Origin of the sequence: Flagellimonas aurea (genome assembly GCF_017313785.1) — a bacterium.
Taxonomy (GTDB): Bacteria; Bacteroidota; Bacteroidia; order Flavobacteriales; family Flavobacteriaceae; genus Flagellimonas; species Flagellimonas aurea.
This window is the reverse complement of the sequence record NZ_JAFLNL010000004.1, coordinates 92,281-113,481: the sequence shown is the minus strand read 5'-3', so window position 1 is coordinate 113,481 and position 21,201 is coordinate 92,281. Positions and strand designations below refer to the sequence as shown.

23 protein-coding genes are annotated in these 21,201 nt (G+C 41.6%); 12 read left to right on the top strand and 11 right to left on the bottom strand.

Going from position 1 to position 21,201, the window contains the following annotated elements; all coding sequences use genetic code 11:
* Window positions 1–43 precede the first annotated feature (43 nt).
* The 10 genes from J0656_RS08780 (at window position 44) to J0656_RS08735 (ending at window position 11,303) form a co-directional block, all read left to right on the top strand.
* Window positions 44–1,450 carry an amidohydrolase family protein gene (locus J0656_RS08780; protein WP_207032950.1) on the top strand — a complete coding sequence of 469 codons (1,407 nt, stop codon included), beginning with the start codon at window positions 44–46 and terminating at the stop codon, window positions 1,448–1,450.
* 21 nt (window positions 1,451–1,471) lie between these two features.
* On the top strand, window positions 1,472–2,728 hold the full coding sequence (locus J0656_RS08775) for a metal-dependent hydrolase family protein (protein ID WP_237688897.1): 1,257 nt from the start codon (window positions 1,472–1,474) through the stop codon (window positions 2,726–2,728).
* A 148-nt stretch (window positions 2,729–2,876) separates the two neighbouring features.
* Window positions 2,877–6,083, top strand: a complete 3,207-nt coding sequence (locus tag J0656_RS08770) for a WD40/YVTN/BNR-like repeat-containing protein (RefSeq protein WP_207032947.1) — start codon at window positions 2,877–2,879, stop codon at window positions 6,081–6,083.
* Between the two features lie 7 nt (window positions 6,084–6,090).
* Entirely contained in the window at window positions 6,091–8,010 is a 1,920-nt protein-coding gene (locus J0656_RS08765; protein WP_207032946.1) for a S9 family peptidase, read from the top strand.
* On the top strand, window positions 8,007–8,705 hold the full coding sequence (locus J0656_RS08760) for a DUF2490 domain-containing protein (RefSeq protein ID WP_207032944.1): 699 nt from the start codon (window positions 8,007–8,009) through the stop codon (window positions 8,703–8,705). Before J0656_RS08765 ends, J0656_RS08760 begins: the two co-directional genes overlap by 4 nt.
* 68 nt (window positions 8,706–8,773) lie before the next feature.
* A complete protein-coding gene (locus J0656_RS08755) occupies window positions 8,774–9,361 on the top strand; it encodes a superoxide dismutase family protein (RefSeq protein ID WP_207032942.1) in 588 nt (195 codons plus the stop codon).
* 55 nt (window positions 9,362–9,416) lie between these two features.
* Window positions 9,417–9,614 (top strand): (4Fe-4S)-binding protein, encoded by a 198-nt coding sequence (locus tag J0656_RS08750; protein WP_207032940.1) that lies wholly within the window; start codon window positions 9,417–9,419, stop codon window positions 9,612–9,614.
* A 17-nt stretch (window positions 9,615–9,631) separates the two neighbouring features.
* On the top strand, window positions 9,632–9,934 hold the full coding sequence (locus J0656_RS08745) for a GNAT family N-acetyltransferase (RefSeq protein WP_207032938.1): 303 nt from the start codon (window positions 9,632–9,634) through the stop codon (window positions 9,932–9,934).
* Window positions 9,935–9,975: 41 nt separating this feature from the next.
* Complete coding sequence (locus tag J0656_RS08740) at window positions 9,976–10,503, top strand: RNA polymerase sigma factor (RefSeq protein ID WP_207032937.1); 528 nt, start codon at window positions 9,976–9,978, stop codon at window positions 10,501–10,503.
* 2 nt (window positions 10,504–10,505) lie between these two features.
* The gene (locus J0656_RS08735; protein WP_207033319.1) at window positions 10,506–11,303 is read left to right on the top strand and encodes an anti-sigma factor; all 798 of its coding nucleotides are present in this window, start codon (window positions 10,506–10,508) and stop codon (window positions 11,301–11,303) included.
* A gap of 66 nt (window positions 11,304–11,369) precedes the next feature.
* Here the strand turns inward: J0656_RS08735 and J0656_RS08730 are convergent, their stop codons facing one another.
* Window positions 11,370–12,017, bottom strand: a complete 648-nt coding sequence (locus J0656_RS08730) for an OmpW/AlkL family protein (protein ID WP_207032936.1) — start codon at window positions 12,015–12,017, stop codon at window positions 11,370–11,372.
* A gap of 119 nt (window positions 12,018–12,136) precedes the next feature.
* Entirely contained in the window at window positions 12,137–13,117 is a 981-nt protein-coding gene (locus J0656_RS08725) for a CorA family divalent cation transporter (protein ID WP_207032935.1), read from the bottom strand.
* A gap of 72 nt (window positions 13,118–13,189) precedes the next feature.
* Here J0656_RS08725 and J0656_RS08720 point away from each other — a divergent pair, with 72 nt between their 5' ends.
* Entirely contained in the window at window positions 13,190–13,729 is a 540-nt protein-coding gene (locus tag J0656_RS08720) for a mechanosensitive ion channel domain-containing protein (protein WP_207032934.1), read from the top strand.
* A 94-nt stretch (window positions 13,730–13,823) separates the two neighbouring features.
* On the opposite strand, the gene J0656_RS08715 is transcribed toward J0656_RS08720, so the two are convergent.
* Window positions 13,824–15,110, bottom strand: a complete 1,287-nt coding sequence (locus J0656_RS08715; RefSeq protein WP_207032933.1) for a tetratricopeptide repeat protein — start codon at window positions 15,108–15,110, stop codon at window positions 13,824–13,826.
* 154 nt (window positions 15,111–15,264) lie between these two features.
* Between J0656_RS08715 and J0656_RS08710 the strand changes: the two genes are divergently transcribed.
* Window positions 15,265–16,455 (top strand): LETM1-related biofilm-associated protein, encoded by a 1,191-nt coding sequence (locus J0656_RS08710; RefSeq protein ID WP_207032932.1) that lies wholly within the window; start codon window positions 15,265–15,267, stop codon window positions 16,453–16,455.
* 89 nt (window positions 16,456–16,544) lie between these two features.
* On the opposite strand, the gene J0656_RS08705 is transcribed toward J0656_RS08710, so the two are convergent.
* From J0656_RS08705 to J0656_RS08670, 8 genes are all read right to left on the bottom strand, one after another.
* Window positions 16,545–17,300: a LytR/AlgR family response regulator transcription factor gene (locus J0656_RS08705; RefSeq protein ID WP_207032931.1), complete on the bottom strand. Its 756-nt coding sequence runs from the start codon at window positions 17,298–17,300 to the stop codon at window positions 16,545–16,547.
* A 63-nt stretch (window positions 17,301–17,363) separates the two neighbouring features.
* Entirely contained in the window at window positions 17,364–17,642 is a 279-nt protein-coding gene (locus J0656_RS08700) for a 2TM domain-containing protein (RefSeq protein ID WP_207032929.1), read from the bottom strand.
* 4 nt (window positions 17,643–17,646) lie between these two features.
* On the bottom strand, window positions 17,647–17,982 hold the full coding sequence (locus J0656_RS08695) for a 2TM domain-containing protein (protein ID WP_207032928.1): 336 nt from the start codon (window positions 17,980–17,982) through the stop codon (window positions 17,647–17,649).
* Between the two features lies 1 nt (window position 17,983).
* Window positions 17,984–18,289 (bottom strand): 2TM domain-containing protein, encoded by a 306-nt coding sequence (locus J0656_RS08690; RefSeq protein WP_207032927.1) that lies wholly within the window; start codon window positions 18,287–18,289, stop codon window positions 17,984–17,986.
* Window positions 18,290–18,291: 2 nt separating this feature from the next.
* Window positions 18,292–18,594, bottom strand: a complete 303-nt coding sequence (locus J0656_RS08685; protein WP_237688896.1) for a 2TM domain-containing protein — start codon at window positions 18,592–18,594, stop codon at window positions 18,292–18,294.
* A gap of 44 nt (window positions 18,595–18,638) precedes the next feature.
* Entirely contained in the window at window positions 18,639–18,917 is a 279-nt protein-coding gene (locus tag J0656_RS08680) for a 2TM domain-containing protein (RefSeq protein WP_207032925.1), read from the bottom strand.
* A gap of 254 nt (window positions 18,918–19,171) precedes the next feature.
* The gene (locus J0656_RS08675; protein WP_207032924.1) at window positions 19,172–20,500 is read right to left on the bottom strand and encodes a 2TM domain-containing protein; all 1,329 of its coding nucleotides are present in this window, start codon (window positions 20,498–20,500) and stop codon (window positions 19,172–19,174) included.
* 6 nt (window positions 20,501–20,506) lie between these two features.
* Window positions 20,507–21,130, bottom strand: coding sequence for a tetratricopeptide repeat protein (locus tag J0656_RS08670; protein ID WP_207032923.1), 624 nt, complete (start codon window positions 21,128–21,130; stop codon window positions 20,507–20,509).
* Window positions 21,131–21,201 lie beyond the last annotated feature (71 nt).

Here is a 21,201-nt window from a genome sequence, read left to right as displayed (position 1 = left end):
AAAAAATCAGGTATCTTTAAAGATCATAATAAACCAACCCAAAATGATTAGGCCTCTACTTTTATCCCTTCTCTTCATGATTGCTAGCTGTAAGAAGGAAACTATCAACTATTACGATCTCGCAATTACCAATGCCCAGGTCATCCATCTGGAAACCGGAAAAATTGAAAAGCAAAACATACTTATTTCCGCTGGGGGAATTGAAGCTATCGAACCTGTGGACTCTAGTAATTTTAAGGCTGATTCCACCATCGACGCCTCTGGAAAGTATGTATTGCCAGGGTTTTGGGACAATCATATCCATTTACGGGGAGGTGACAGCTTAATCAAAAACAACAAAAACTTTCTAAAACTGTTCATTGCCAATGGCATTACCACGGTTCGTGATGCAGGCGGCGACCTCACCCATTCCGTTATGGACTGGAAAAATCAAATTGAATTAGAAGAGTTGGTTGGTCCCACAATCTTTACCGCTGGACCAAAAATAGATGGCCCCAATAGCAGATGGGCAGGTTCCTTGGAAGTGGAATCGGAAGATGATATTGTACAAGCATTGGATTCGCTAGAATCTTTAAACGTGGACTTTGTAAAAATTTATGACAGTAGAATTTCACCTGACAACTACTTGGCAGCAATAAGGGAATCCAAGAAAAGAGGATTTACCGTTTCTGGGCATATGCCGTTCACTGTAACCTTGGATGAGACCATAAACGCAGGGATGGATGGCATTGAGCACCTCTACTACATCATGAAAGGTTGTGCCAGCAATGAAATGGAAATTACCGAGAAGCTGAATCAGGGTGAAATTGGCTTTTGGGATGCCATGCCCGCCCTTATGGAAGGTTATACGGACAGCACTGCGCACAAAACCTTTAATACGTTAAAAGAAAATGATGTTTTTGTAGTTCCGACCCTTCACATTGGCGAAACATTGAGTTATATGGACGAGGTGGACCATAGCAACGATGCCTATCTTCAATATATGGGTGATGGTATCGTTCAAACCTATCAAGGCAGAATACAATCAGCATTAAATTCATCCGAAGAGGCCAGGGAAAATAGAAAGCGATTGGATGCTTTTTTTGGCGAATTGGCGAAATCGCTCGATTCTGCAGGAGTTCAATTGTTGGCTGGGTCGGACAGCGGGGCGTTCAACTCTTATGCCTATCCTGGTATTTCCTTGCACAAGGAATTACAGGCCATGGTAGAGAACGGGATATCACCTCTCGATGCACTGCGAACCTCTAGCCCAAACGGAGCAAAATTCTTAAGTCAAACGGATGATTATGGGCGAATTTCCAAAGGAAAAGTCTCCGATTTGGTCATTTTGGATGCCAATCCATTGGAAAACATCCAGAATACCCAGAAGATTTACTCCGTGATCAAGGGAAATCAGGTGTTTTCTAAAAAACAACTTCAGGAATTATTGAAGAACTCAGTGATGGATTAATTCCAAAACAACAACCTCATCATGCAATCAAAGCACCTATTCATCTTAGCTATTGCCTTATTAGTGAACACGTTGCAATCACAAATCCTACTCGTACCCGAACGGGTTTTTGATGGTAAGGAAATCCATAACCGTTGGGTGGTGGCTATTGACAGCAACCGAATTTCTTACGCTGGCCCGTTAAGTGACTTGAAAAGAGCCAGTTCCTACACCAAAAAAGAATTAAAGGGCATGACCCTGATGCCAGGGATTATTGAAGGACATTCCCATTTGCTGTTGCACCCATACAACGAAACAGAATGGAACGACCAAGTTCTGAAGGAATCACCCACTGAGAGAGCTATCAGAGGCTCCGTTCACGCCAAAAATTCATTGATGGCAGGCGTCACCGCCATGCGCGACTTGGGTTCGGAGGGAGCAGGTTATACTGATATCTACCTCAAAAAGACAATTGACGACGGTATTATTCCAGGCCCGCGCACTTTAATGGCGGGTCCAGCCATAGTGGCAACAGGAGCTTATGGTCCAAAAGGGTTCCATGACGGTGTTACAGTGCCTCTCGGTGCCGTTCCCGTGAGCGGTAGGGAAAATGCCATCAAAGAAGTGAGAACTCAACTGGGCAACGGGGCCAACTTCATAAAAATATATGCGGATTACCGCTGGGGCAAGGGAGAGCCCTCCCAACCTACCTTTTTACAGGAAGAAATAAACGCTATGGTTTCTGCAGCTACCACAGCTGGTCGCTATGTGGTGGCCCATGCCAGTACCCCAGAAGGAATGCGGCGCGCCATTTTGGGCGGTGTGGAAACCATTGAACACGGAGATGGCGGTACGGCTGAAATCTTTAGTTTGATGAAAGAAAATGGAGTAGCCCTTTGCCCTACCCTTGCCGCGGGAGATGCCATATCGCAATATCAAGGTTGGAAAAAAGGTGCCGAACCCGACCCAGAACGAGTGGCAAAAAAGAAAAAATCCTTTCAACTGGCACTGCAATCAGGAGTTGATATTGTTTTTGGTGGCGATGTTGGTGTATTTACTCACGGAGAAAATTACCGGGAACTGGAACTTATGGTTGCCTACGGCATGGAACCCATCAAAGCCTTACAGTCCGCAACCTCACTGAATGCAAAAATTCTTCATTTTGATGAAATGGGAATGATTCAAAAAGGATACTTGGCAGATATCATTGCTGTGGATGGAAATCCTGTTGAAAACATTTCTCAAATGAAACACGTAAAATATGTGATGAAAGATGGGGTCGTTTACAAGGATGAATAAACTACGCTGTCCCTTCACAGTTCATTAACATCCTTTTAAGAAATGAGGCAGGGGTTTTTGGTATCTTTAGGCGACCAAAAAATGACCGTGCTTGTCCGAAGTATGCCGTTATCTGGTCAAAGCTAAACTCAAAAAACAAAGCCAACTAATGAAAAAATCAATCCTCTATTTTGTTCTTCTTATTACGGCCAGTATCACCGCACAAGATTTTGATGTGGAGCTGCTGCGAGACCTAAAACCAAGAAACATTGGTCCCGCAGGAATGAGCGGTCGTGTCACTTCCATTGATGTGGTCCATTCCAATCCCGATGTAATGTTTGTTGGAACAGCTTCGGGCGGCTTGTGGAAATCAACTTCTGGTGGAATAAAATGGGAACCCGTTTTTGATAATGAAGTAACAGGCTCAATAGGAGCTGTAGCCATCCAACAATCCAACCCATCCGTAATTTGGGTAGGTACAGGAGAAGGCAACCCAAGAAACAGCCTAAATGGCGGATATGGAATTTATAAGTCCCTGGACGGGGGTAAAACCTGGAAATCCATGGGCTTGGAGAAAACAAGGCACATCCATAGGGTCATAATCGACCCAACAGACCCCGATGTAGTGTACGTAGGTGCCATTGGTTCCCCTTGGGGCGAGCACCCCGAGCGAGGTGTCTTTAAAACTACGGATGGTGGTGAAACTTGGGAAAAGGTATTGTTCGTGAACAACAAAACAGGCGTTGCCGATTTGGTCATGGACCCAAAAAACCCGAACAAATTGATTGCTGCCATGTGGGAGCACAAAAGAGAACCATGGTTCTTTAAGTCGGGCGGAGAAGGCAGCGGATTGCACATTACGCACGACGGTGGTAAAACATGGAAACAAATCACCGCGGAAGATGGACTTCCCAAAGGAGATTTGGGAAGGATCGGTGTTGCGATTGCCCGAAACAAACCCAATATCATCTATGCCTTGGTAGAGGCGAAAAAAAACGCTTTGTACAAATCCAGCGATGGTGGTTTCAAATGGGAAAAAATCAATGATAAAAGCGATATAGGAAACCGCCCATTTTATTATTCAGAAATATATGTAGACCCTCAAAACGAAAATCGGGTGTATTCGGTTTTCACCTATATCAATGTTTCCGAAGATGGCGGTAAAAATTTCACCCAATTGATGCCCGCCTATGGTGTGGACAATGGTGTGCACCCCGATCACCATGCCTGGTGGATTCACCCCGAAAACGGACAATTCATGATGGATGGAAACGATGGAGGTCTCAACATTACCAAAAACGGAGGCAAAACATGGCGCTTTATTGGTAATTTGCCCGTGGCACAGTTCTATCACATCAGTACGGACAACGAGTACCCGTACAATGTATACGGAGGTATGCAGGACAACGGCTCATGGAGAGGACCCGCCTATGTTTGGAAAGCACAGGGCATCCGAAACAGTTATTGGCAAGAAATCGCCTTTGGCGATGGGTTCGATGTGGTTCCAGACAGGGACGATAGCCAATATGGATATGCCATGAGCCAGCAAGGGTATGTGAGCCGTTACGATTGGAAAACAGGGAACGGTTACATTGTACGCCCTACCCCTCCCGATGCGGACACAAAACTTAGGTTTAACTGGAACGCGGCCATTGGACAAGACCCTTTTGATAACAGCACGGTATATTTTGGAAGTCAGTTTGTGCACAAATCCACAAACAAAGGTTTGACTTGGGAAGTAATCTCGCCAGACCTGACGACCAACGATAAGGAAAAACAAAAACAGAGCGAAAGCGGTGGACTTACGATGGATGCCACAGGGGCGGAAAACCACTGCACCATCATTGTGATAGAACCTTCACCCGTTGAAAAGGATATGCTCTGGATTGGAACGGACGATGGACGTGTGCACTATACCCAAAATGGTGGCGAAACCTGGGTCGAGGTCACCAAAAACATTAAAGGCTTACCAACGGGAAGTTGGATTCCACAGATAAAAGCTTCTCAGAACAATAAAGGTGAAGCCCTATTGATCGCAAACGATTACAGAAGGTTCAATTATACGCCATACGCCTACCGCACCAAAGACTATGGCAAAACCTGGACCCGTATTGTAGATGAAAACGATGTGGAAAGCTACACGCTATCCATTATCGAGGACCCAAAAAACCCCAACCTCATGTTCTTGGGTACGGATGATGGACTTTATCTTTCATTGGACGCAGGCAACAATTGGAAAAAATGGAACAAGGATTTCCCAACCGTTTCCACAAAAGATTTGGCCATTCATCCAAGGGAGCAGGATTTGGTCATCGGAACCTTCGGCAGGGCCGCTTGGGTATTGGATGATATCCGACCGTTGCGAAAATTGGCGGGCAATACTTCTGTTTTAGAGAAAGAAATCGGTCTTTTTGATAGTCCTGATGCCTATTTGGCCGCATACCAACAGCCCACTGGCGGTAGGTTTGGAGGAGATGCCATTTACAGCGGTGAGAACAGGGAATCAGGAGCTATGATCACATACTACCTAAAAGAAGGAGCTGACAAGTCCAAGGAAGAGAAAAAAGACGAAAGCGAAGAAGATGATAAGGCCGAGGACGAAAAGCCAAAGGAAAAAACCAAGGATTCCATCTTTTTTGAATTCTATGATGGTGATAGGCTCATCAGAACATTGAAATACAAAACTCCCGAAAAGGCTGGTTTCCATAGAGTTTATTGGAACTTGGATGAAAAAGGTCCCGATAGACCTTCGAGAACCATCAGCAAACGCGACAGAGAACGTGGTGGTATCGAGGTAAAACCTGGAACTTACAAAGTAAAGGCCATTTATGGCGATGTATCGGATTCCACCATGGTAACCGTTAAAACGGACCCAAGGTTGGATGTTGATCTCGCCTCCATCAACGAAGTGTACGAAACTGGCAAAAAACTGGAAGGGTACACACAAACAGCCGCGGATGCCGTAAAACAATTGGTGGAAAGCAAAAATTTGGCTGAAAAATTCAAAAAAGAGCTCAAGGAACTGGACAAGGACAAGTTCAAGGAACAAATAAAAGCATCCGAAGAAATTACAAAGCAAATCGATTCTGTCATTGCCCTGTATTTGGGCAAGGAAGACAAAAGACAAGGGATCACCGATGACCCCGAACCCAACGTAATGACCAGATTGGGAGATGCTTCTTACTATGTGAACACAAGAAAATCTGGAATCACCGGAACCGAAAGAAGAATGATTCGGTTTGCAGAAGAAGAACTAAAGGCAGCATTGGAAAGCACCAATACCTTCTTTAATGATGAATGGAAATCGTACAGAACATCCATTGAATCATTGGATCTATCTCCTTTTAAGGAAACCGAAAGTTTTGAACTTAAATAAGCGAACCATGAAAAAATTATTGGCCATTGCCCTTATCACCAGTATTTGGGCGTGCAAAGAAGAAAAAAAGGAACCTTCCGTAGCGGATACGATGAAGACCTACACCATTGCCCAAATGATGGACAACGAATCCATTGGAGGAGGAAGTTTTTCGCCCGACAAATCCAAATTGTTAGTGTCGAGCAACCGTTCGGGCATTTATAATATGTACACCATACCCACTTCGGGCGGGGACATGATGCCCATAACGCAGTCGGACAGCTCTTCGGTGTTCTCTATTTCTTATTTTCCGAATGATGAGCGAATGCTCTTCCGTATGGACAACAATGGTGATGAAATCTATCACATTTTTGTACGGGACACCGATGGCAGCCACAAAGACCTGACACCAGAGGAAGGGGCCCGTTCCCTGTTTTACCAATGGTCCGAGGACAAATCCGCATTCTTTTATGGCTCCAACAAGCGGGATAGCCGATTTATGGACCTCTACAAAATGGATTTGGAAACTATGGACGCCGAACTTATCTATCAAAATGATGATGGGTACAATGTAGGCGTTGTTTCCCCCGATGAAAAATATGTGGCGTTGAGCAAATCCATCAACACGAACGATAGTGATTTGTTCTTGTACAATTTGGAGTCCGATGCATTGATGAAAATCAACAAAAACCAAAGTGGAAATGCACCGCAGGATTTTTCACCCGATGGCTCCGCACTCTATTACACCACCGATGATGGCAGTGAATTTTCTTATTTGATGAAATATACCATTGCTGATGAATCGTACGAAAAGGCGATGGAACGCGATTGGGATATTTCAGGTAGTTATTTTACGGATAATGGCACCTATCAAGTCACTTACATTAATGAAGATGCCAAAAATACCATCGAAGTGATGGAGGTCGCCACGGGCAAAAACATAGAACTCCCCAAAGTGGAGAACATGGAGATTACCAGCGTTAGCTTTTCCGACGACGAAACCATGATGCGGTTTTATGCAGGTGGCTCGCATACACCATCAAACCTTTACGTATACAACTTGGAGACCAAGGAGCAGAAAAAGCTGACCGATGTATTGAATCCAGAAATCCAAGGACAGGATTTGGTCAAGGCCGAGGTAATCCGATATAAATCCTTTGATGGCTTGGAAATCCCTGCGATTTACTACACCCCACACCAAGCAAGCGAGGAAAATCCAGTGCCCGCTTTGGTTTGGGTACACGGAGGTCCTGGGGGGCAATCCCGTCAAAACTTCAGCTCTTTCATCCAATATTTGGTGAACCATGGTTATGCCGTTTTAGCAGTGAACAATCGCGGAAGCAGTGGATATGGCAAAACCTTCTACCAAATGGATGACCTGAACCACGGTGACAAGGATTTGAAAGACTGCGTAGAGGGAAAAAATTGGTTGGCTCAACAACCTGAAATCGATGGGGAGAAAATAGGAATTATTGGAGGATCCTACGGCGGATACATGACCATGGCCGCTTTGACCTACGCCCCTGAAGAATTTGATGTAGGGGTCAATCTATTTGGGGTGACGAATTGGATGAGAACCCTAAAAAGTATCCCGCCATGGTGGGAATCCTTTAAAGATGCACTGTACAAAGAATTGGGAGACCCTTACAGTGCCGACTCTGTTCGGTTGAAACAGATTTCCCCTCTTTTCCATACCGATAAGGTCACCAAACCATTGATCGTACTTCAAGGCTCGCAAGATCCTAGGGTATTGCAGGCAGAGTCTGACGAAATTGTTGCCGGAGTCCGCAAAAATGGTGTGCCCGTAGAGTATGTGCTTTTTGAGGATGAAGGACATGGTTTTGTCAAAAAAGAGAATCAAATTACTGCATACAGTAAAATTTTAGAATTTTTGGACGAATACTTGAAAGAGGACAAAAGCACGCCGATAAAAGAAGAAGATAAATGATCAAAAGACTAACAGGCCTATTTTTATTTCTTGGAATATTGACCATAAACGCACAACAACCGGGTGAAGATGAAATGGGTGCTTGGTACATGTACTTTGGCACCAACAAAATTTCGGAACGTTTAAGCATTCATACCGAAGCACAGTTCAGGTTTTACGAAACCACGAGCAACTTCAATCAAATGTTGTTGAGAACGGGACTTAATTACCATATCGATCCAAATGCTATTGCAACAGGAGGCTATGCGTTTATAGATACCGACAACAATTTTTATGAGTTTGAAGGTGAGGTCAATTCCAAGGAGCATCGGATTTTTGAGCAATTTATACTCAAAAACAAGGTTTGGGAATTCCTGTTTGAACACCGCTACCGTTTGGAGCAGCGTTTTTTGGATTTTGGGGAAACCACCGATACACAACATCGGGCGCGTTATCGGATTCAAATGACCCTGCCATTGACCAATACGTTCTTTTTGAACTTTTACGATGAGTTGTTCATCAACCTTCAAGATGATTTGTTTGGGCAAAATAGGTTGTATGGCGCTGTTGGTTTGAATGTTACAGAAAACATGAGCATCCAATTGGGATATATGAGAAACCAATTTGCGAATGCCGTTTATGATAGATTGCAACTGGCCGTTTTTTACAATCCAGATTTAAGAGGATTGTTTAAAGGCAAAAAAACTGATCAATAGAGCACGGTAATGGTTGACAGCGGCATAAATAATACCTAACTTAGTGGTTAATCTAAAAACTCATTTTAATGAAAAGTATACAAGTAATAGCCCTAGCGCTAGTATTTATAACAGCATTTAGCTGTAAAGAAGCTAAAAAAGAGACAGAAGAAGCAACTGAAGAAATTGAGGAAACCGTGGACCAAGTGGTTGAAACCATTGACCCTGAGGTTATCACCTTCAGTATGGAACCTAAAAGTGACAGTAATGTGAACGGTGAGGTTGTTTTTACCCAAGATAATGGAGAAGTTATCATGAGAGCGACCTTTACCGGACTTGATGAAGGCGAACATGCCATCCACCTTCACGAAAAAGCAGATTGTTCTTCCGCCGATGGGAAATCAACAGGAGGACACTGGAACCCAACTTTTGAAAAGCACGGTAAATGGGGTGCTGAAGATGGTTACCACAAAGGCGATATCGGTAACTTTACCGCAGATGCAGATGGAAATGCAACAGTAGATTTTTCTACGGATGAATGGTGCATTGGTTGCGATGACGAAAAGAAAAACATTTTGGGCAAAGCAGTAATCGTTCACCAAGGAGTGGATGATTATACCTCCCAACCATCCGGAGCTGCCGGTGCAAGAATCGCTTGTACAGGTATCATTCAATAAAGATTATTCAGAGCTGCTTTCAGGCAGCTCTTTTTTATTTCAATTCGTGTGTGCTATGAAAGAATACTCTAACGGGGAAATATCCGTGATATGGAAACCCGAACTCTGCCAACATGCTGGAATTTGCGTAAAAATGTTGCCAAAGGTCTATAATCCCAAAGAAAAACCTTGGATAAAAGCCGAAAACGCTTCCACCGAACAATTGAAACAACAAATCTCAAAATGTCCATCGGGCGCATTGAGCTACCGATAACCAATCACTAAAATTTTGTGGAAAAGCAATATCAACTTGTAGATAACGAATCTGCCAAAAGATTCCAGTTTGAACTGGATAATGGCGATGTAGCAAAAATTGAATACATCAAGGCCAAAGAAAAAATTTACCTTACCCACACCGAAGTTCCGCCAGGTTATGAAGGCCAAGGCATTGGCTCTGAGCTTATCAAACAAAGTTTGGAACATATCAAAAAGGAAGATTGGACCCTTATACCCCTATGCCCCTTTGTTGCCAAATATCTTAAAGAACATCCCGAATGGAAAACATTGGTGCTGAAGGGAATCAATATTGAATAGCACAAAAACAGCCAACTTTTTATATCTTTAACCAACCGGTTATGCAATTGGACAACCTCATAGAAAAATTTCAGAAAAAGGACAGCGTCGCGTTTGAAACCTTGTACAATATGTACGCTGAAAATATATGTGGGGTAATCAACGTAATTGTGAAGGATACGGAGCGTTCCCAAGAGATCTGTCAAGATGTATTTGTGAAAATCTGGGAAAAATCGGACCAGTACGACACTTCCAAAGGCCGTTTTTTTACATGGATCTTGAATATAGCCCGTAACGCCGCAATCGACGAAGTGCGCTCAAAAACCCATAAAAATCAAAAAAAGAACCTCCCCGTAGATTCTCTCGTAGGTATCTTTGAAAACGGCGAAGATCTTAATGGTAGAATGGACACTATTGGGCTTCAGTCTTTGTTAAAAGGATTAAAGGAAAAGTGCATTTTACTGATTGATATGCTTTATTTTAAAGGCTATACACAAAAAGAAGCTGCCAAAGAGCTGGATACGCCAGTTGGCACCATCAAAACGAGAATAAGAAGCTGTATTTCGAATATTAGAAAAAATATGGCATGAGCATGGATGTGAAAGAATACATAGCGTCTGGAAAATTGGAACTGTATGTTGCAGGAGCATTGTCCATAGAGGAGAACTTGGAGGTGCAACATTATGCTATTCAATATCCTGAAATAAGGAATGAAATAGAGGCTATAGAGCGGGCTATTCTTGCAGTTACCGAAGCAGCTTCACCGAAGATGCCTTCGGATGGTTTTACCAAGATAAAAGCACGAATAGATGATGTTATTCCATTTACACCTGAAGGCTCCTCCAGCAAAGGAACCTCTTGGGGCAGTTATTTGGGATGGGCAGCATCGGTGCTATTGGCAGTCGGATTGTTCTGGATGTATACCGAGAATTCCAAGCTACAATCCGAAATAGAGCTTACCAACAAAGAGAAACAAAGTCTAGAGGATATACTATCGGATACCCAAGAGGAAATTACTTACAAAGAGTCGCTCCTTGAGGATATAAGAGATCAAAACGTTACGGTGATTGCATTAGGGGGACAAACGGTCTCTCCTTCTTCTTATGCAAAAGCCTATTGGAACAAAGTAGAAAGCAAAGTGATTATTGATGCCAAAGGGCTTCCAGAACCACCCGAAGGTTTCACCTATCAGGTCTGGTCCCTAAAATTGGACCCATTGACCCCCACCAGCATCGGATTATTGGATGATTTTGCATCGGTGGACACTAAGCTGTTTACATTGGAAAACGCGAATGAATCGGAAGCGTTTGGTATTACTTTAGAACCCGAAGGTGGTAGCGAAACACCAACATTGGAGCAATTGTATACCCTTGGCGCCGTAGGCTCCTAAAAAAGAAGGTGGTCGGCAAAGCCAAACCACCTTCAAAACTTAGATTATCTAAAAAACAATCGAATATTAAAGTTTAAGACCTACTCCGAGCCCAAAAATCCAAGGATTTATATCTACGTCGGCGTCTACTGTTGCTCCCAAAGCAGTAGTAGCATCCACGGTCGCGGTGGTATTCAGGAACAATTTTTTAACGTCAAAGTTCAGGAACCATTGATCGTTCAACATATAATCAAACCCACCTTGAAGGGCGAAGCCAACAGCCGTATCATAGTCGATATCATCAACGGTCGGTCCTTCATCAACACCGTAGAATAAGGTAAGGTTCACCCCAGCCCCAACATAGGGAACAAAATTACCTCCGGTAAAGTGGTATTGACCTGTAAGTGTTGGGGGCAATAACCAAACATGGCCCAAATCGATTTCTCCAACAGCAGTTTCTACTGCCTTGACATCATGTTTTGTAGTTCCCAAAATCAACTCCATCGACCAATTATCATCAAAGAAGTAGGTAATGTCAAATTCAGGGACAATTGAGGTGGAAATATCCACATCCCCACCAATGGCTTCAATATCCGCGCTTTCATCTGGGGAGACCACGATTCCCCTTAATCTAAACTGCCATTTTCCGCTATTGTCCGCCGGGGCATCTTGTGCCACTGCCAAGTTTGTTAATCCCATTACAGCGATAGCCGCTACAAGTATTCTTTTTCTCATCGTATATTATTTAAAATGATGAGACAAATCTACCGAGCTGGGTTTTTCAAGAATATGATGTTTATCATTGGATGACAAATAGGAATCACTAAGCCATCAAAAAGAAATAATTCAATTTATCAAAACCATTTTTTCCGCTTAAAAATGACTATGGATATTATGGTGACTATGAGCATTACGCCCAATAGAATAAAATAACCATAAGGTGACCTTAACTCGGGCATGTTTTCAAAGTTCATCCCGTAAATACCTGCCAAAAATGTCAGGGGAATAAAAACCACCGAGAAGATGGTCAGGGTCTTCATTACCTCGTTCAAACGGTGGCCTTGGACACTGAAAAAGAGGTTTATTTGGCTTTCGAGTTCCATAATATCCGAATCGATATCGGCAATAAGGCCATTTATCTGTTCACGAAGTTCACTGAAATATTTGGTGTGAAAGCCTTTGACCTGAACTCGTTCCAACTTAATGATGATATCCCTAAGACCTTGTGCTGCTTTCTTAAAATCTTGTATCACAGCCTTTTTCTGCTCCACCTCGAACATAAACTCAGGAGTCGGTTCACGTTTTACGATGGCATCCAAGGCATTTTCCATGATTACAGTTTCCTCATACTTATCTTTGTAATTGGTTATCAAGGTCTCCAGGATAAAAAAAAGCAGGTAATCGGCTCGTTTTTTTCTGATGATACCCTTGTTTTCGAATATTCGCTGGCGAATCCAATCAAAATGATCTCCCCTCTTTTCTTGGATGCACCAATTAAAGTCCTTTGAAACTACAAAATACATTTGTTCGGACTCCATAGTATCGTGTTCTGTTTTAAGGATTCGGGCCGCAATAAACAATTGGTCCTCCAGCACTATGACCTTGTTTCCCATCTTTTGGTTCAAGAGCAGACGCAGTAAAAAATCGTCAAGATTATTGCCGTTCACCATTTGCCTAAACTCTTCCATGTAATCCAAACCATAGGTATTTACCCAAGTAATGGATTTGTCGCCTTTTGAAAGCAACAAATCGCTCTCCAATGAGAATTTGTGATTAGAGTAATTTTCGGGAGAGTAATTTATTACCCACGAATTTTCTTCAAAATCTGTTTTCATGGCTTAAAAATATGAAAGGGTTTATTCGTAGTTTAGACTTATCAATATAAATCAAATTTACTAAGAAGCATCATGATTGACACTATGTCCTTCAAATCCGAGATTTTGTTCACTATCATTCTTTTGGCCATTATCATTGCGCTCAACTCTTTGAGCAAAAGAGCTATTCGACGGTTCGGCAGAACAAGCTCTATTGATATGAACAGTAGAAAAATAATTTTTTATTTAAGCAATTTGATGTTCTATCTGCTGGCCTTTATCGGCATTTCATTGATTTGGGGAGTCAATTTCGAAGAGTTTTCGGTATTTATTTCCTCGATATTGGCCATATTGGGGGTTGGTTTTGTGGCGCAGTGGTCCATCCTTTCCAACCTTACGGCAAGTGTTATCCTCTTTTTTAACCATCCGTTGCGTTTGGGTGACAGAATAAGGGTGATGGACAAGGATTTTGACTGGACCGGAAAAGTTGAGGACATAAGCGGATTCTACCTATTTATGCGCACCGATGATGGCAAACGAATTACCATCCCCACCAACCTGGTCATACAAAAAGGTATTGAAATCTTGAAAGAGCAAGAAAGCGAGACCCAAAATGCCATAGCCGAAGATTAAAAAAACGCCATGGCAAAAATACCATGGCGTACCTAAAAACAACAACCAAGCCGAGACCCTATCGGTCTTCAACCTTGCTTTTAGCGGGGGAAATTCACAAACTGGCAACCTCTGCCTCCTTTATGGGACCAAGCTCGTAGGTTGCCCCCATTAATTCTTCTTTTAGCGCTTTTACCTTGTCCTGTTTCCCGTTCGCTTTATAAATCTCGGCAGCGCGTTGCAAAATAGCAGGTTCATAAGTAACGTCTATTACGTGTTCTTCGATAACCTCCATTGCTCTTTCCTTTTCTCCCAAATGAAGTAAACTGTAGGCCAACCACCCATAAGATTCGGGTGTAGGCCTAATACTCACCTCCTCCTGGGCCAATTCATAGGCTCGTTGTTCCACATCCATACTCAGTAAAAAATCTACATTATAGGCATTGTACATGTCGCCATAGTCCGTGTTTTTCCCTGCCATCTTATAATAATCATCCAATGCCTGAACCCTCAACATATCATCGTCTATAAAAGCTGCAATCTCTGCTTTCAACAAATAATATTCTGGGGATTTGTTCTTTTGTGTGATGGAGTCCAAAATCCGAAGTGCCTCCATACCATTTCTTTCGTAAGAATACACGATCCAAGCGATTCCTTTTTTTGCATTTGCATCTTGTGGCGATATTTGAAGCGCCTTGAGATATAGTTTGTAAGCTTTTTCTATATGTCCTGTTGCTCCATAATAATCCGCTAAATTGACGTAGGAACACAACAACAAGTCTTCATTCTGGGAAATCTCTGCCTTCTCGGTCGCTTTTTCCATAAGCTTGATAGCGGAATCCGAATGTCCCTTGAAATTGTTCCACCTAGCCAATCTGACCAAATATTCATAGCTTGATACATCCTTAATGCTGTCCAAGTATTTGTTTGCAAGTCCATAGTTGCCAAGTTCCATATGAAGATCAAACAGCAAACTCTGGGTCGCCTCGACATCGGTGCCTAAGGCTCTTGCCTCTTCTGCCAATAACAAAGCTTCCTTAAACCTGTGCTGTAACATATAGTTTCTGGACAAAGCCCTTATAAATCCAGATTTTTCAGTAGTAGCCATTTCAACTGCTTTTTTTAGGGTCCTCTCTGAATTTTTTAAGAATTTCACATCCCCTGTTTCCCTAAAAATTTGCATGTTATCGTCCGTCAAGTTCCACAAACCGGGCAATTGCATACTACCAGAATTGGCTTCTACTTCAAACTGTAAATTAGCGGGTATAGTCTTTAACGGACCTGATACCAAAAAGTGATCATAGTCCGATTTGTTTGTTCTGAACACTTCCGGTTCTTGAACGCAAGAAACCAGAAACATCAAGACGAGGAATACACAGATACGTGGTATTATTACTTTCATTTTATTTGTTGTTTTAGGGCTTGTATCTACCCTACCTACGGAACTGCGTAGTACGCGGTTTGGTTTTGAAATGTTAAAATTTCATCGAAGTCATTGGCCTGCACCAAAACAAAGTCAGAGAAATTGTTTTACTTTGATGCGTTAAAATGTATCCATGAACCCTTCCGCCTCTGGCTGGATCAACAAGTTTGGTCACCTAGTAGCTCAAGAGTCTTCCCGTTTTGAAGACTTCGACAGTTTGTACAGAGAACTCAAAACAAATGGTTTCATATACGGTGTCCACTTAAGCATCCCATCGTTTATAGAAGTGGAACACACCTTGAGCGAGGACGAGATTGCCAAGATCAATCTACTGACCGCTTTATACTACACCTATACTTTTGAGGTTGGAAAGACCGATTTCGAGGCCTTCGTCAACAAAATATTCGAATATTATCAATCCTTGAATGTGAGCAGGATTTCGTTTTTGAGCAAGATATTGAGCGGCTCGAAAACAATTTCCCAACTGGAAAAATTGATTGATTCCCGAATCTATTTAAGCGACAACACTTTTAGTAGGGCACTCGGAAATAGTTTGACCAATTCATTACTTTATGTAGACATTCTCATCTTCATAATTTATCTCCGAAGCGATAAAGACATGATGAGCCATGCACAACTTTTGGAGTATGTTACCATTAATATTGTGTACCATGCCCTTAACTCCAAAGAGACCCATGAATCGGATGCCAAATTGATTCAATTGTTGGGGTCTTCCCTCACCTATGTTGATCTTGATAATACAAAATTTGAAGGCGAATATTCGGATTTATTGAACCGGAATTTCACCAAAAATGAGAAAGATTATTTTCTGGATATGGCATGCTTGACCATATGGGAAGATAAGACGTTGGACTACTCTGAAACGGACTATATTTTTGGTCTTGGAAAGGACCTTGGAAAGTCCAAAAAAGAAGTAGAATCTGAGCTCGATTTTGTGATGAATTTCTTCGAGAAAAACAAGGATAAAATTGCCTATTTGAGCAACAAAAATTTGGCCGTCCAATTCTATGATGGAATGTCAAAAAACGTGGGCAAATTAATTCTACGAAACAGCAAAAGATTAAAAAAAGAACTGACCGAAAGTAGGGAATTGGTCGCACTTTTATCCAAGTCGACCGTGAAGGATTTGAGTGACGAAGAGAAGAAAAAAGTTCAAAACCAACTGATGGATATTTTTAAAAGTATTCCTTCCTTGGCAATTTTTATGCTACCCGGAGGAGCGATTCTTTTGCCTATTTTTATTAAATTGATACCTAAGCTTCTTCCTTCCGCTTTTGATGACAATCGAGTTGAAGAAAAGTAGGTTTTTTACTCAAAAAACCCACTATAAGAAAAACCTATTGTTAGTTTTATAAATTTTCAAAATTATGAAAATCAGTTTTTTAAATTAATTTATTCCAACCATAACTTAAAGTCTCTTACTCGTTCCCTACTTACTATCACTTCAGCCTCATCAAACCGTTTTAACTTGATTTGAAGCCTTGAATTTGTATACGAAATGATGTCTCCTATATGGTTTATGTTCACATAAAATTTTCGGCTGACCCTAAAAAATGTCTGTGGCTCCAACTCCTCCTCCAACTGTTCCAGGGTAGTGTCCAATAAATAATTTCTTCCATCCGAAGTAGCGGCATAAGTACCTTTGTTCTCACTATAAAAACACTCTACCTCATCGGCATTTATAATTTTTAAATGCTGTCCTACCCTAGCTGTAAACCGCTTCTTGAATTCACGTTCCAAAGGGTTCACCAAAAGCTTCTTTATGTCGTTAAAATCGATTGGTATTTTTTGGTTTTCCGGCTTAAAATTCCGGTACTTTTTTACGGCACTTTCCAGCTCTTCTTCGTCTATGGGTTTTAACAAATAATCAATGCTATTTAACTTGAATGCTTGGAGTGCATATTCATCATAAGCGGTGGTAAAAATGATAGCACTTTTCACCTCGACTTCATCAAAAATTTCAAAGGAAAGTCCATCGGATAATTGGATGTCCAGAAAGATTAAATCGGGATGCGGATTTTTCTGAAACCATGCTATGGATTCTTCAACGGAATGCAACATGGTGGAGACCTCCATTTCCAATTCGGAGAGCAGTCTGGACAATCTTCTTGCTGCTGGTTTTTCGTCTTCAATAATCAGGACATTCATATAGGTTTGGTTTGTGGTTTAGGTTTAGGTCTTGTTGTGATTTTTATTGTTACTTCTTCTTCACTATACTTTTTTATCATCAAAATGAAGTCTGTAAACATACCTTCCTTGGACAGCGATCACAGCTCCCCAAATTATGGGTATCGCCAAAATATTCCAATCTATCCATTTCAAAAAAGCTTCATTAGAGTTGCCACTGGTTTCCATGAACCGATCAACGATACTTCCTTTTAAGGCCAAGAGGACAGAACTTACTAAAATAAAAAACACCAAATGATAGTAAAACCTTTTTATGGCATTCACCTTTCGCTGGGCCTTTTCAAAAACGGAATTTCTGTCCATGATGCTATTTATATTTATCCACCTTGTTCCTATCCTCTTCGATGTATTTTTGAATCTGCCGTTCTTCCCATCTTTTAAAGAACGTAAATTTATGCCTTTGCAGAATCAAGGTATGTACGACCAAGAGCACGGCCCAAATCAAGATGTTTGCATTGATCCAATCATAGTAATAGGACTCCTTTGGAAATGTTTCCGGCAACAACGAATTTAATACTCCGGTCTTAAGAAGGTATAAGAAGCCATTAACGACAATAAAAATGAAAATGTGCCTATAGTATCCTTTGAGCTCCTTGACGCGTTTTTTAGCGTTCTCTCTCGCTGTATCTTTGTTGACCATCATCTTATTTATACTTGTTCATTTCTTCTTTGTCCTCGTCCATGTACTTTTGGATTTGGCGTTCTTCCCAGTCTTTACCCAACAATGGGTTGACCCCAAAGGTTTTTGACGCGTGGAATAGAACTCCTACTCCCCAGGCAATCAAAGTAAAGAAATGCTCCCATCTCCAAAAGTCATCGTTTCTTAGGTACAGGTTCACCAAAATAAAGGCATTTATCACCACATAAATGGCCAAATGGATATAAAAGCCTTTGAGTTCATCCACTCTTTTTTTGGCCCTATTGTATTTTTCTTTGTTACTATTTTCCATGGTTATTTCCATTTATTGTTTTGTTCATCATCGCGCATAAACTCCTCTAGCTTGCGTTTTTCCCATTGTTTTCCAAAAAAGGGATTAAGGTCAAATGTTTTAATGGCATGAAAAACAATCCCGATTCCCCAACCAAAGGCGGCCCACAAGAACCACATATAGCCAAAGCCCGTAGTGTAGTAATTTAGAACTGCCAATCCGGCTATTACAAACACATATGAAGTGAGGTTCCCATAAAACTTTTTGAGTTCCTGAACACGCTCACGTGCCCTTACATATTTGTTTTCTTTATCTATAGTTTCCATGGTATTGTTATTTGATGTGATGTTATAGCTAAAAATACTCATTCTTAAAATTCTTTATCGTTCATAAACTCCCGAATCTTACGCTCTTCCCAATCCTTTCCGAAAATGGGATTGTATCCATAAGCGGTCATCCAAAGGCTGACCAAACCAAGTCCCCATCCAACGGCGGGAAAAATGGCCCAAGGAATATCGGTGGTCCTATAATTGATGTAGATCAAAAGTGGAATCACCACGCAATAGGCAATTAAGCTATGGTAAAAAGATTTTAGGCTCTCCACTCTCTCTTTTGCTCTGGTGTATCGGTGTTCGTTTACATTTTTCATGACTGTTCGGTTTTAATTATTGATTACAGGTCAAATATCAGGATACCTATCTGCAAAAAGAAAAGTGAATTCCCGAACTGTAATTTTAATGGGATGAGTTGTAGATAGAGAGGTTGAGGGTTGAGGGTTGAGGGTTGAGGGTTGAGGGAAGTTCGTGAAATTTTCGTGATTACAACCCTTATGCTGAGTTCATCTTATCTAAACAACCGAAAACTGACTGCTGACTTCTGCAATCAGAAAACTGAACTGATTTCCTAGAAATCGTCCTTCTCCATCAACTCTTTGATCTTGCGCTCCTCCCAACGTTTTCCCCATAACGGATTATAGCCGAAAGCTGCCATACCGTGGGCTGTAAGTCCAAATCCCCAACCCAATGTAGGGAAGAAAGCCCATAGAAAATCCGTAGTGCGAAAGTTGAGCCACCATAAAAAAGGAATCACAATACAATAGGCCATAAGATTGCCATAGAAGTCTTTAATATTCTTGACCCGTTCCTTAGCATTGGCATAGCGTTTCTCTTCAATATAGCTCTCCTGTGTCTCCAGAACCGTATATTTTTGGGTGAGCATGGGTATAAAAACCATGAAATCACTTTTTGTTTTCTCAATGATCACTTCACGGTCCGTAAGGATATTGTAGCGTTGTTTTATGTTTTGGAGTCCTACCCCACTGCTTTTTTTCACCACCTGCTTTTCTTGGAGGTTGTTGCTTACCGCCAACATGCCATTTTGTTCAAATACTTTGATATGCAATGGCCGGGAAGAAGTGACCACATTATGCTTGACTGCATTTTCTAACAAAAGCTGTAATGACAGGGGCACTATTTTAGCTTCAGGCTGGGAGCAAGTATCCGGAATATCGAAAATAATACTGTCCTCAAAGCGCATTTTAAGTAGTCTAACGTAGGTTCGAGCAAACTTCAACTCCTCATCAACCGTAACAAGATCCTTGTTTTTCTGTTCCAACACATATCGATATACTTTGGAAAGCGATGTGGTGAAGTTTTGTGCCTGGTGTGGGTCCTCATCTATCAAACTGGTCAATACATTAAGGCTGTTGAACAAAAAATGGGGATCCAATTGGTTTTTCAGCGCATCGAAACGTGCCGAGGCCGACCCGGCAATAATTTTTTGCTCCTTTACCTGCTTTTCCTTGTAGTATTTGTAGTAGTAGGCTGCATAGAACATCAATGCCACCGCCATGGAAATGATAAAGGAGCTTACATAGAATTCAGAGCGTTCCTCCGCAAAGAACTGGCTTATGGATTTTTGATATACCAGAACCATTAATACAAATCTGGAAACAATAATTCCAAGTATGGAAGCTATAATATTCCCTAGAATACCATAACCAACATACTTTTTTGTAAAGAGTTCCTTATCGTATTTGCGCATCAAAAAGATAAAAGATGCGGCATTGAACATGTAAATGATGACGGAAAAGATCATACTTTCCCAAAACTCCTCCCATAACTGCTGATAGGTAAGGTCCCATCCCTTGATAAAGAAAATAATGAGGAAAACTATAAAAATAGCTATCCCCACTAAAAATGCTTTTATAAGTTCTTTTATAAAGAGTTTCATTTATTTCTATTTACCACAGCTTTTCAACACCTCTTCCGCCCTTTCTTTTCCCCAGGTCGGGTAGAACGGAGTTTCGGATTTAAAGGTAGCAAAAAGATCCAAGGCCCTTTCCACATCTTTGCAATATGGGGTAACATCCTTACCAAAATAGCGGGCCGACCCCATGTCCCATTCCGCTTTGGAAAGTATCACCCTTGGGTTATCCGGAGCTATTTCAAGAGCTTTTTGGTACAATTGCACATTTTTTGGGGAAAGCGTCATCCCGTAAGTAACACCATCAAAAGCAATCCATGCTGTATTGATAAGGGCTTCCTGAATCAGGATTTCTGGGTTGTCCGGAGAAATGGCCTTTGCCACATCCAAAAACTCTTTGGCTTTTTCCAATTGCTTGCTCAATTTTTCCTCATCCTTCTCCCCAAAAGATATTACGGTATTGATCTGCGATACGTAATAATAGGGCAACCATTTATCCGGTTCAGCAGTGGCAATTCGCTCGAAAAGGTTAGATGCCTCTGTTGTTTTCTGGTTCTGCCATAATTCAAAGGCCTTTTCCATTCCACTGGAATAGCGATCCTGCGCATTTACCAATGTTGACCCAATGAGTACAATAGCTAAAATAAGTTTTTTCATGACTGTTGTTTTTGATTATTGATGCCACAAAGATGACCACAAGACTGCTTTTTTTAAAAGAAGGTTTACCC

Bases quoted from the DNA above. Each gene is read 5' to 3' on its own strand.
- J0656_RS08700 (WP_207032929.1), bottom strand. From the start codon at position 17,642: ATGGACAGAAATTCCGTTTTTGAAAAGGCCCAGCGAAAGGTGAATGCC.
- J0656_RS08715 (WP_207032933.1), bottom strand. From the start codon at position 15,110: ATGAAAGTAATAATACCACGTATCTGTGTATTCCTCGTCTTGATGTTT.
- J0656_RS08690 (WP_207032927.1), bottom strand. From the start codon at position 18,289: ATGGAAAATAGTAACAAAGAAAAATACAATAGGGCCAAAAAAAGAGTG.
- J0656_RS08725 (WP_207032935.1), bottom strand. From the start codon at position 13,117: ATGAAAACAGATTTTGAAGAAAATTCGTGGGTAATAAATTACTCTCCC.
- J0656_RS08710 (WP_207032932.1), top strand. From the start codon at position 15,265: ATGAACCCTTCCGCCTCTGGCTGGATCAACAAGTTTGGTCACCTAGTA.
- J0656_RS08775 (WP_237688897.1), top strand. From the start codon at position 1,472: ATGCAATCAAAGCACCTATTCATCTTAGCTATTGCCTTATTAGTGAAC.
- J0656_RS08760 (WP_207032944.1), top strand. From the start codon at position 8,007: ATGATCAAAAGACTAACAGGCCTATTTTTATTTCTTGGAATATTGACC.
- J0656_RS08695 (WP_207032928.1), bottom strand. From the start codon at position 17,982: ATGATGGTCAACAAAGATACAGCGAGAGAGAACGCTAAAAAACGCGTC.
- J0656_RS08680 (WP_207032925.1), bottom strand. From the start codon at position 18,917: ATGAAAAATGTAAACGAACACCGATACACCAGAGCAAAAGAGAGAGTG.
- J0656_RS08730 (WP_207032936.1), bottom strand. From the start codon at position 12,017: ATGAGAAAAAGAATACTTGTAGCGGCTATCGCTGTAATGGGATTAACA.
- J0656_RS08735 (WP_207033319.1), top strand. From the start codon at position 10,506: ATGGATGTGAAAGAATACATAGCGTCTGGAAAATTGGAACTGTATGTT.
- J0656_RS08685 (WP_237688896.1), bottom strand. From the start codon at position 18,594: ATGGAAACTATAGATAAAGAAAACAAATATGTAAGGGCACGTGAGCGT.
- J0656_RS08750 (WP_207032940.1), top strand. From the start codon at position 9,417: ATGAAAGAATACTCTAACGGGGAAATATCCGTGATATGGAAACCCGAA.
- J0656_RS08765 (WP_207032946.1), top strand. From the start codon at position 6,091: ATGAAAAAATTATTGGCCATTGCCCTTATCACCAGTATTTGGGCGTGC.
- J0656_RS08780 (WP_207032950.1), top strand. From the start codon at position 44: ATGATTAGGCCTCTACTTTTATCCCTTCTCTTCATGATTGCTAGCTGT.
- J0656_RS08770 (WP_207032947.1), top strand. From the start codon at position 2,877: ATGAAAAAATCAATCCTCTATTTTGTTCTTCTTATTACGGCCAGTATC.
- J0656_RS08675 (WP_207032924.1), bottom strand. From the start codon at position 20,500: ATGAAACTCTTTATAAAAGAACTTATAAAAGCATTTTTAGTGGGGATA.
- J0656_RS08705 (WP_207032931.1), bottom strand. From the start codon at position 17,300: ATGAATGTCCTGATTATTGAAGACGAAAAACCAGCAGCAAGAAGATTG.
- J0656_RS08740 (WP_207032937.1), top strand. From the start codon at position 9,976: ATGCAATTGGACAACCTCATAGAAAAATTTCAGAAAAAGGACAGCGTC.
- J0656_RS08720 (WP_207032934.1), top strand. From the start codon at position 13,190: ATGATTGACACTATGTCCTTCAAATCCGAGATTTTGTTCACTATCATT.
- J0656_RS08670 (WP_207032923.1), bottom strand. From the start codon at position 21,130: ATGAAAAAACTTATTTTAGCTATTGTACTCATTGGGTCAACATTGGTA.
- J0656_RS08755 (WP_207032942.1), top strand. From the start codon at position 8,774: ATGAAAAGTATACAAGTAATAGCCCTAGCGCTAGTATTTATAACAGCA.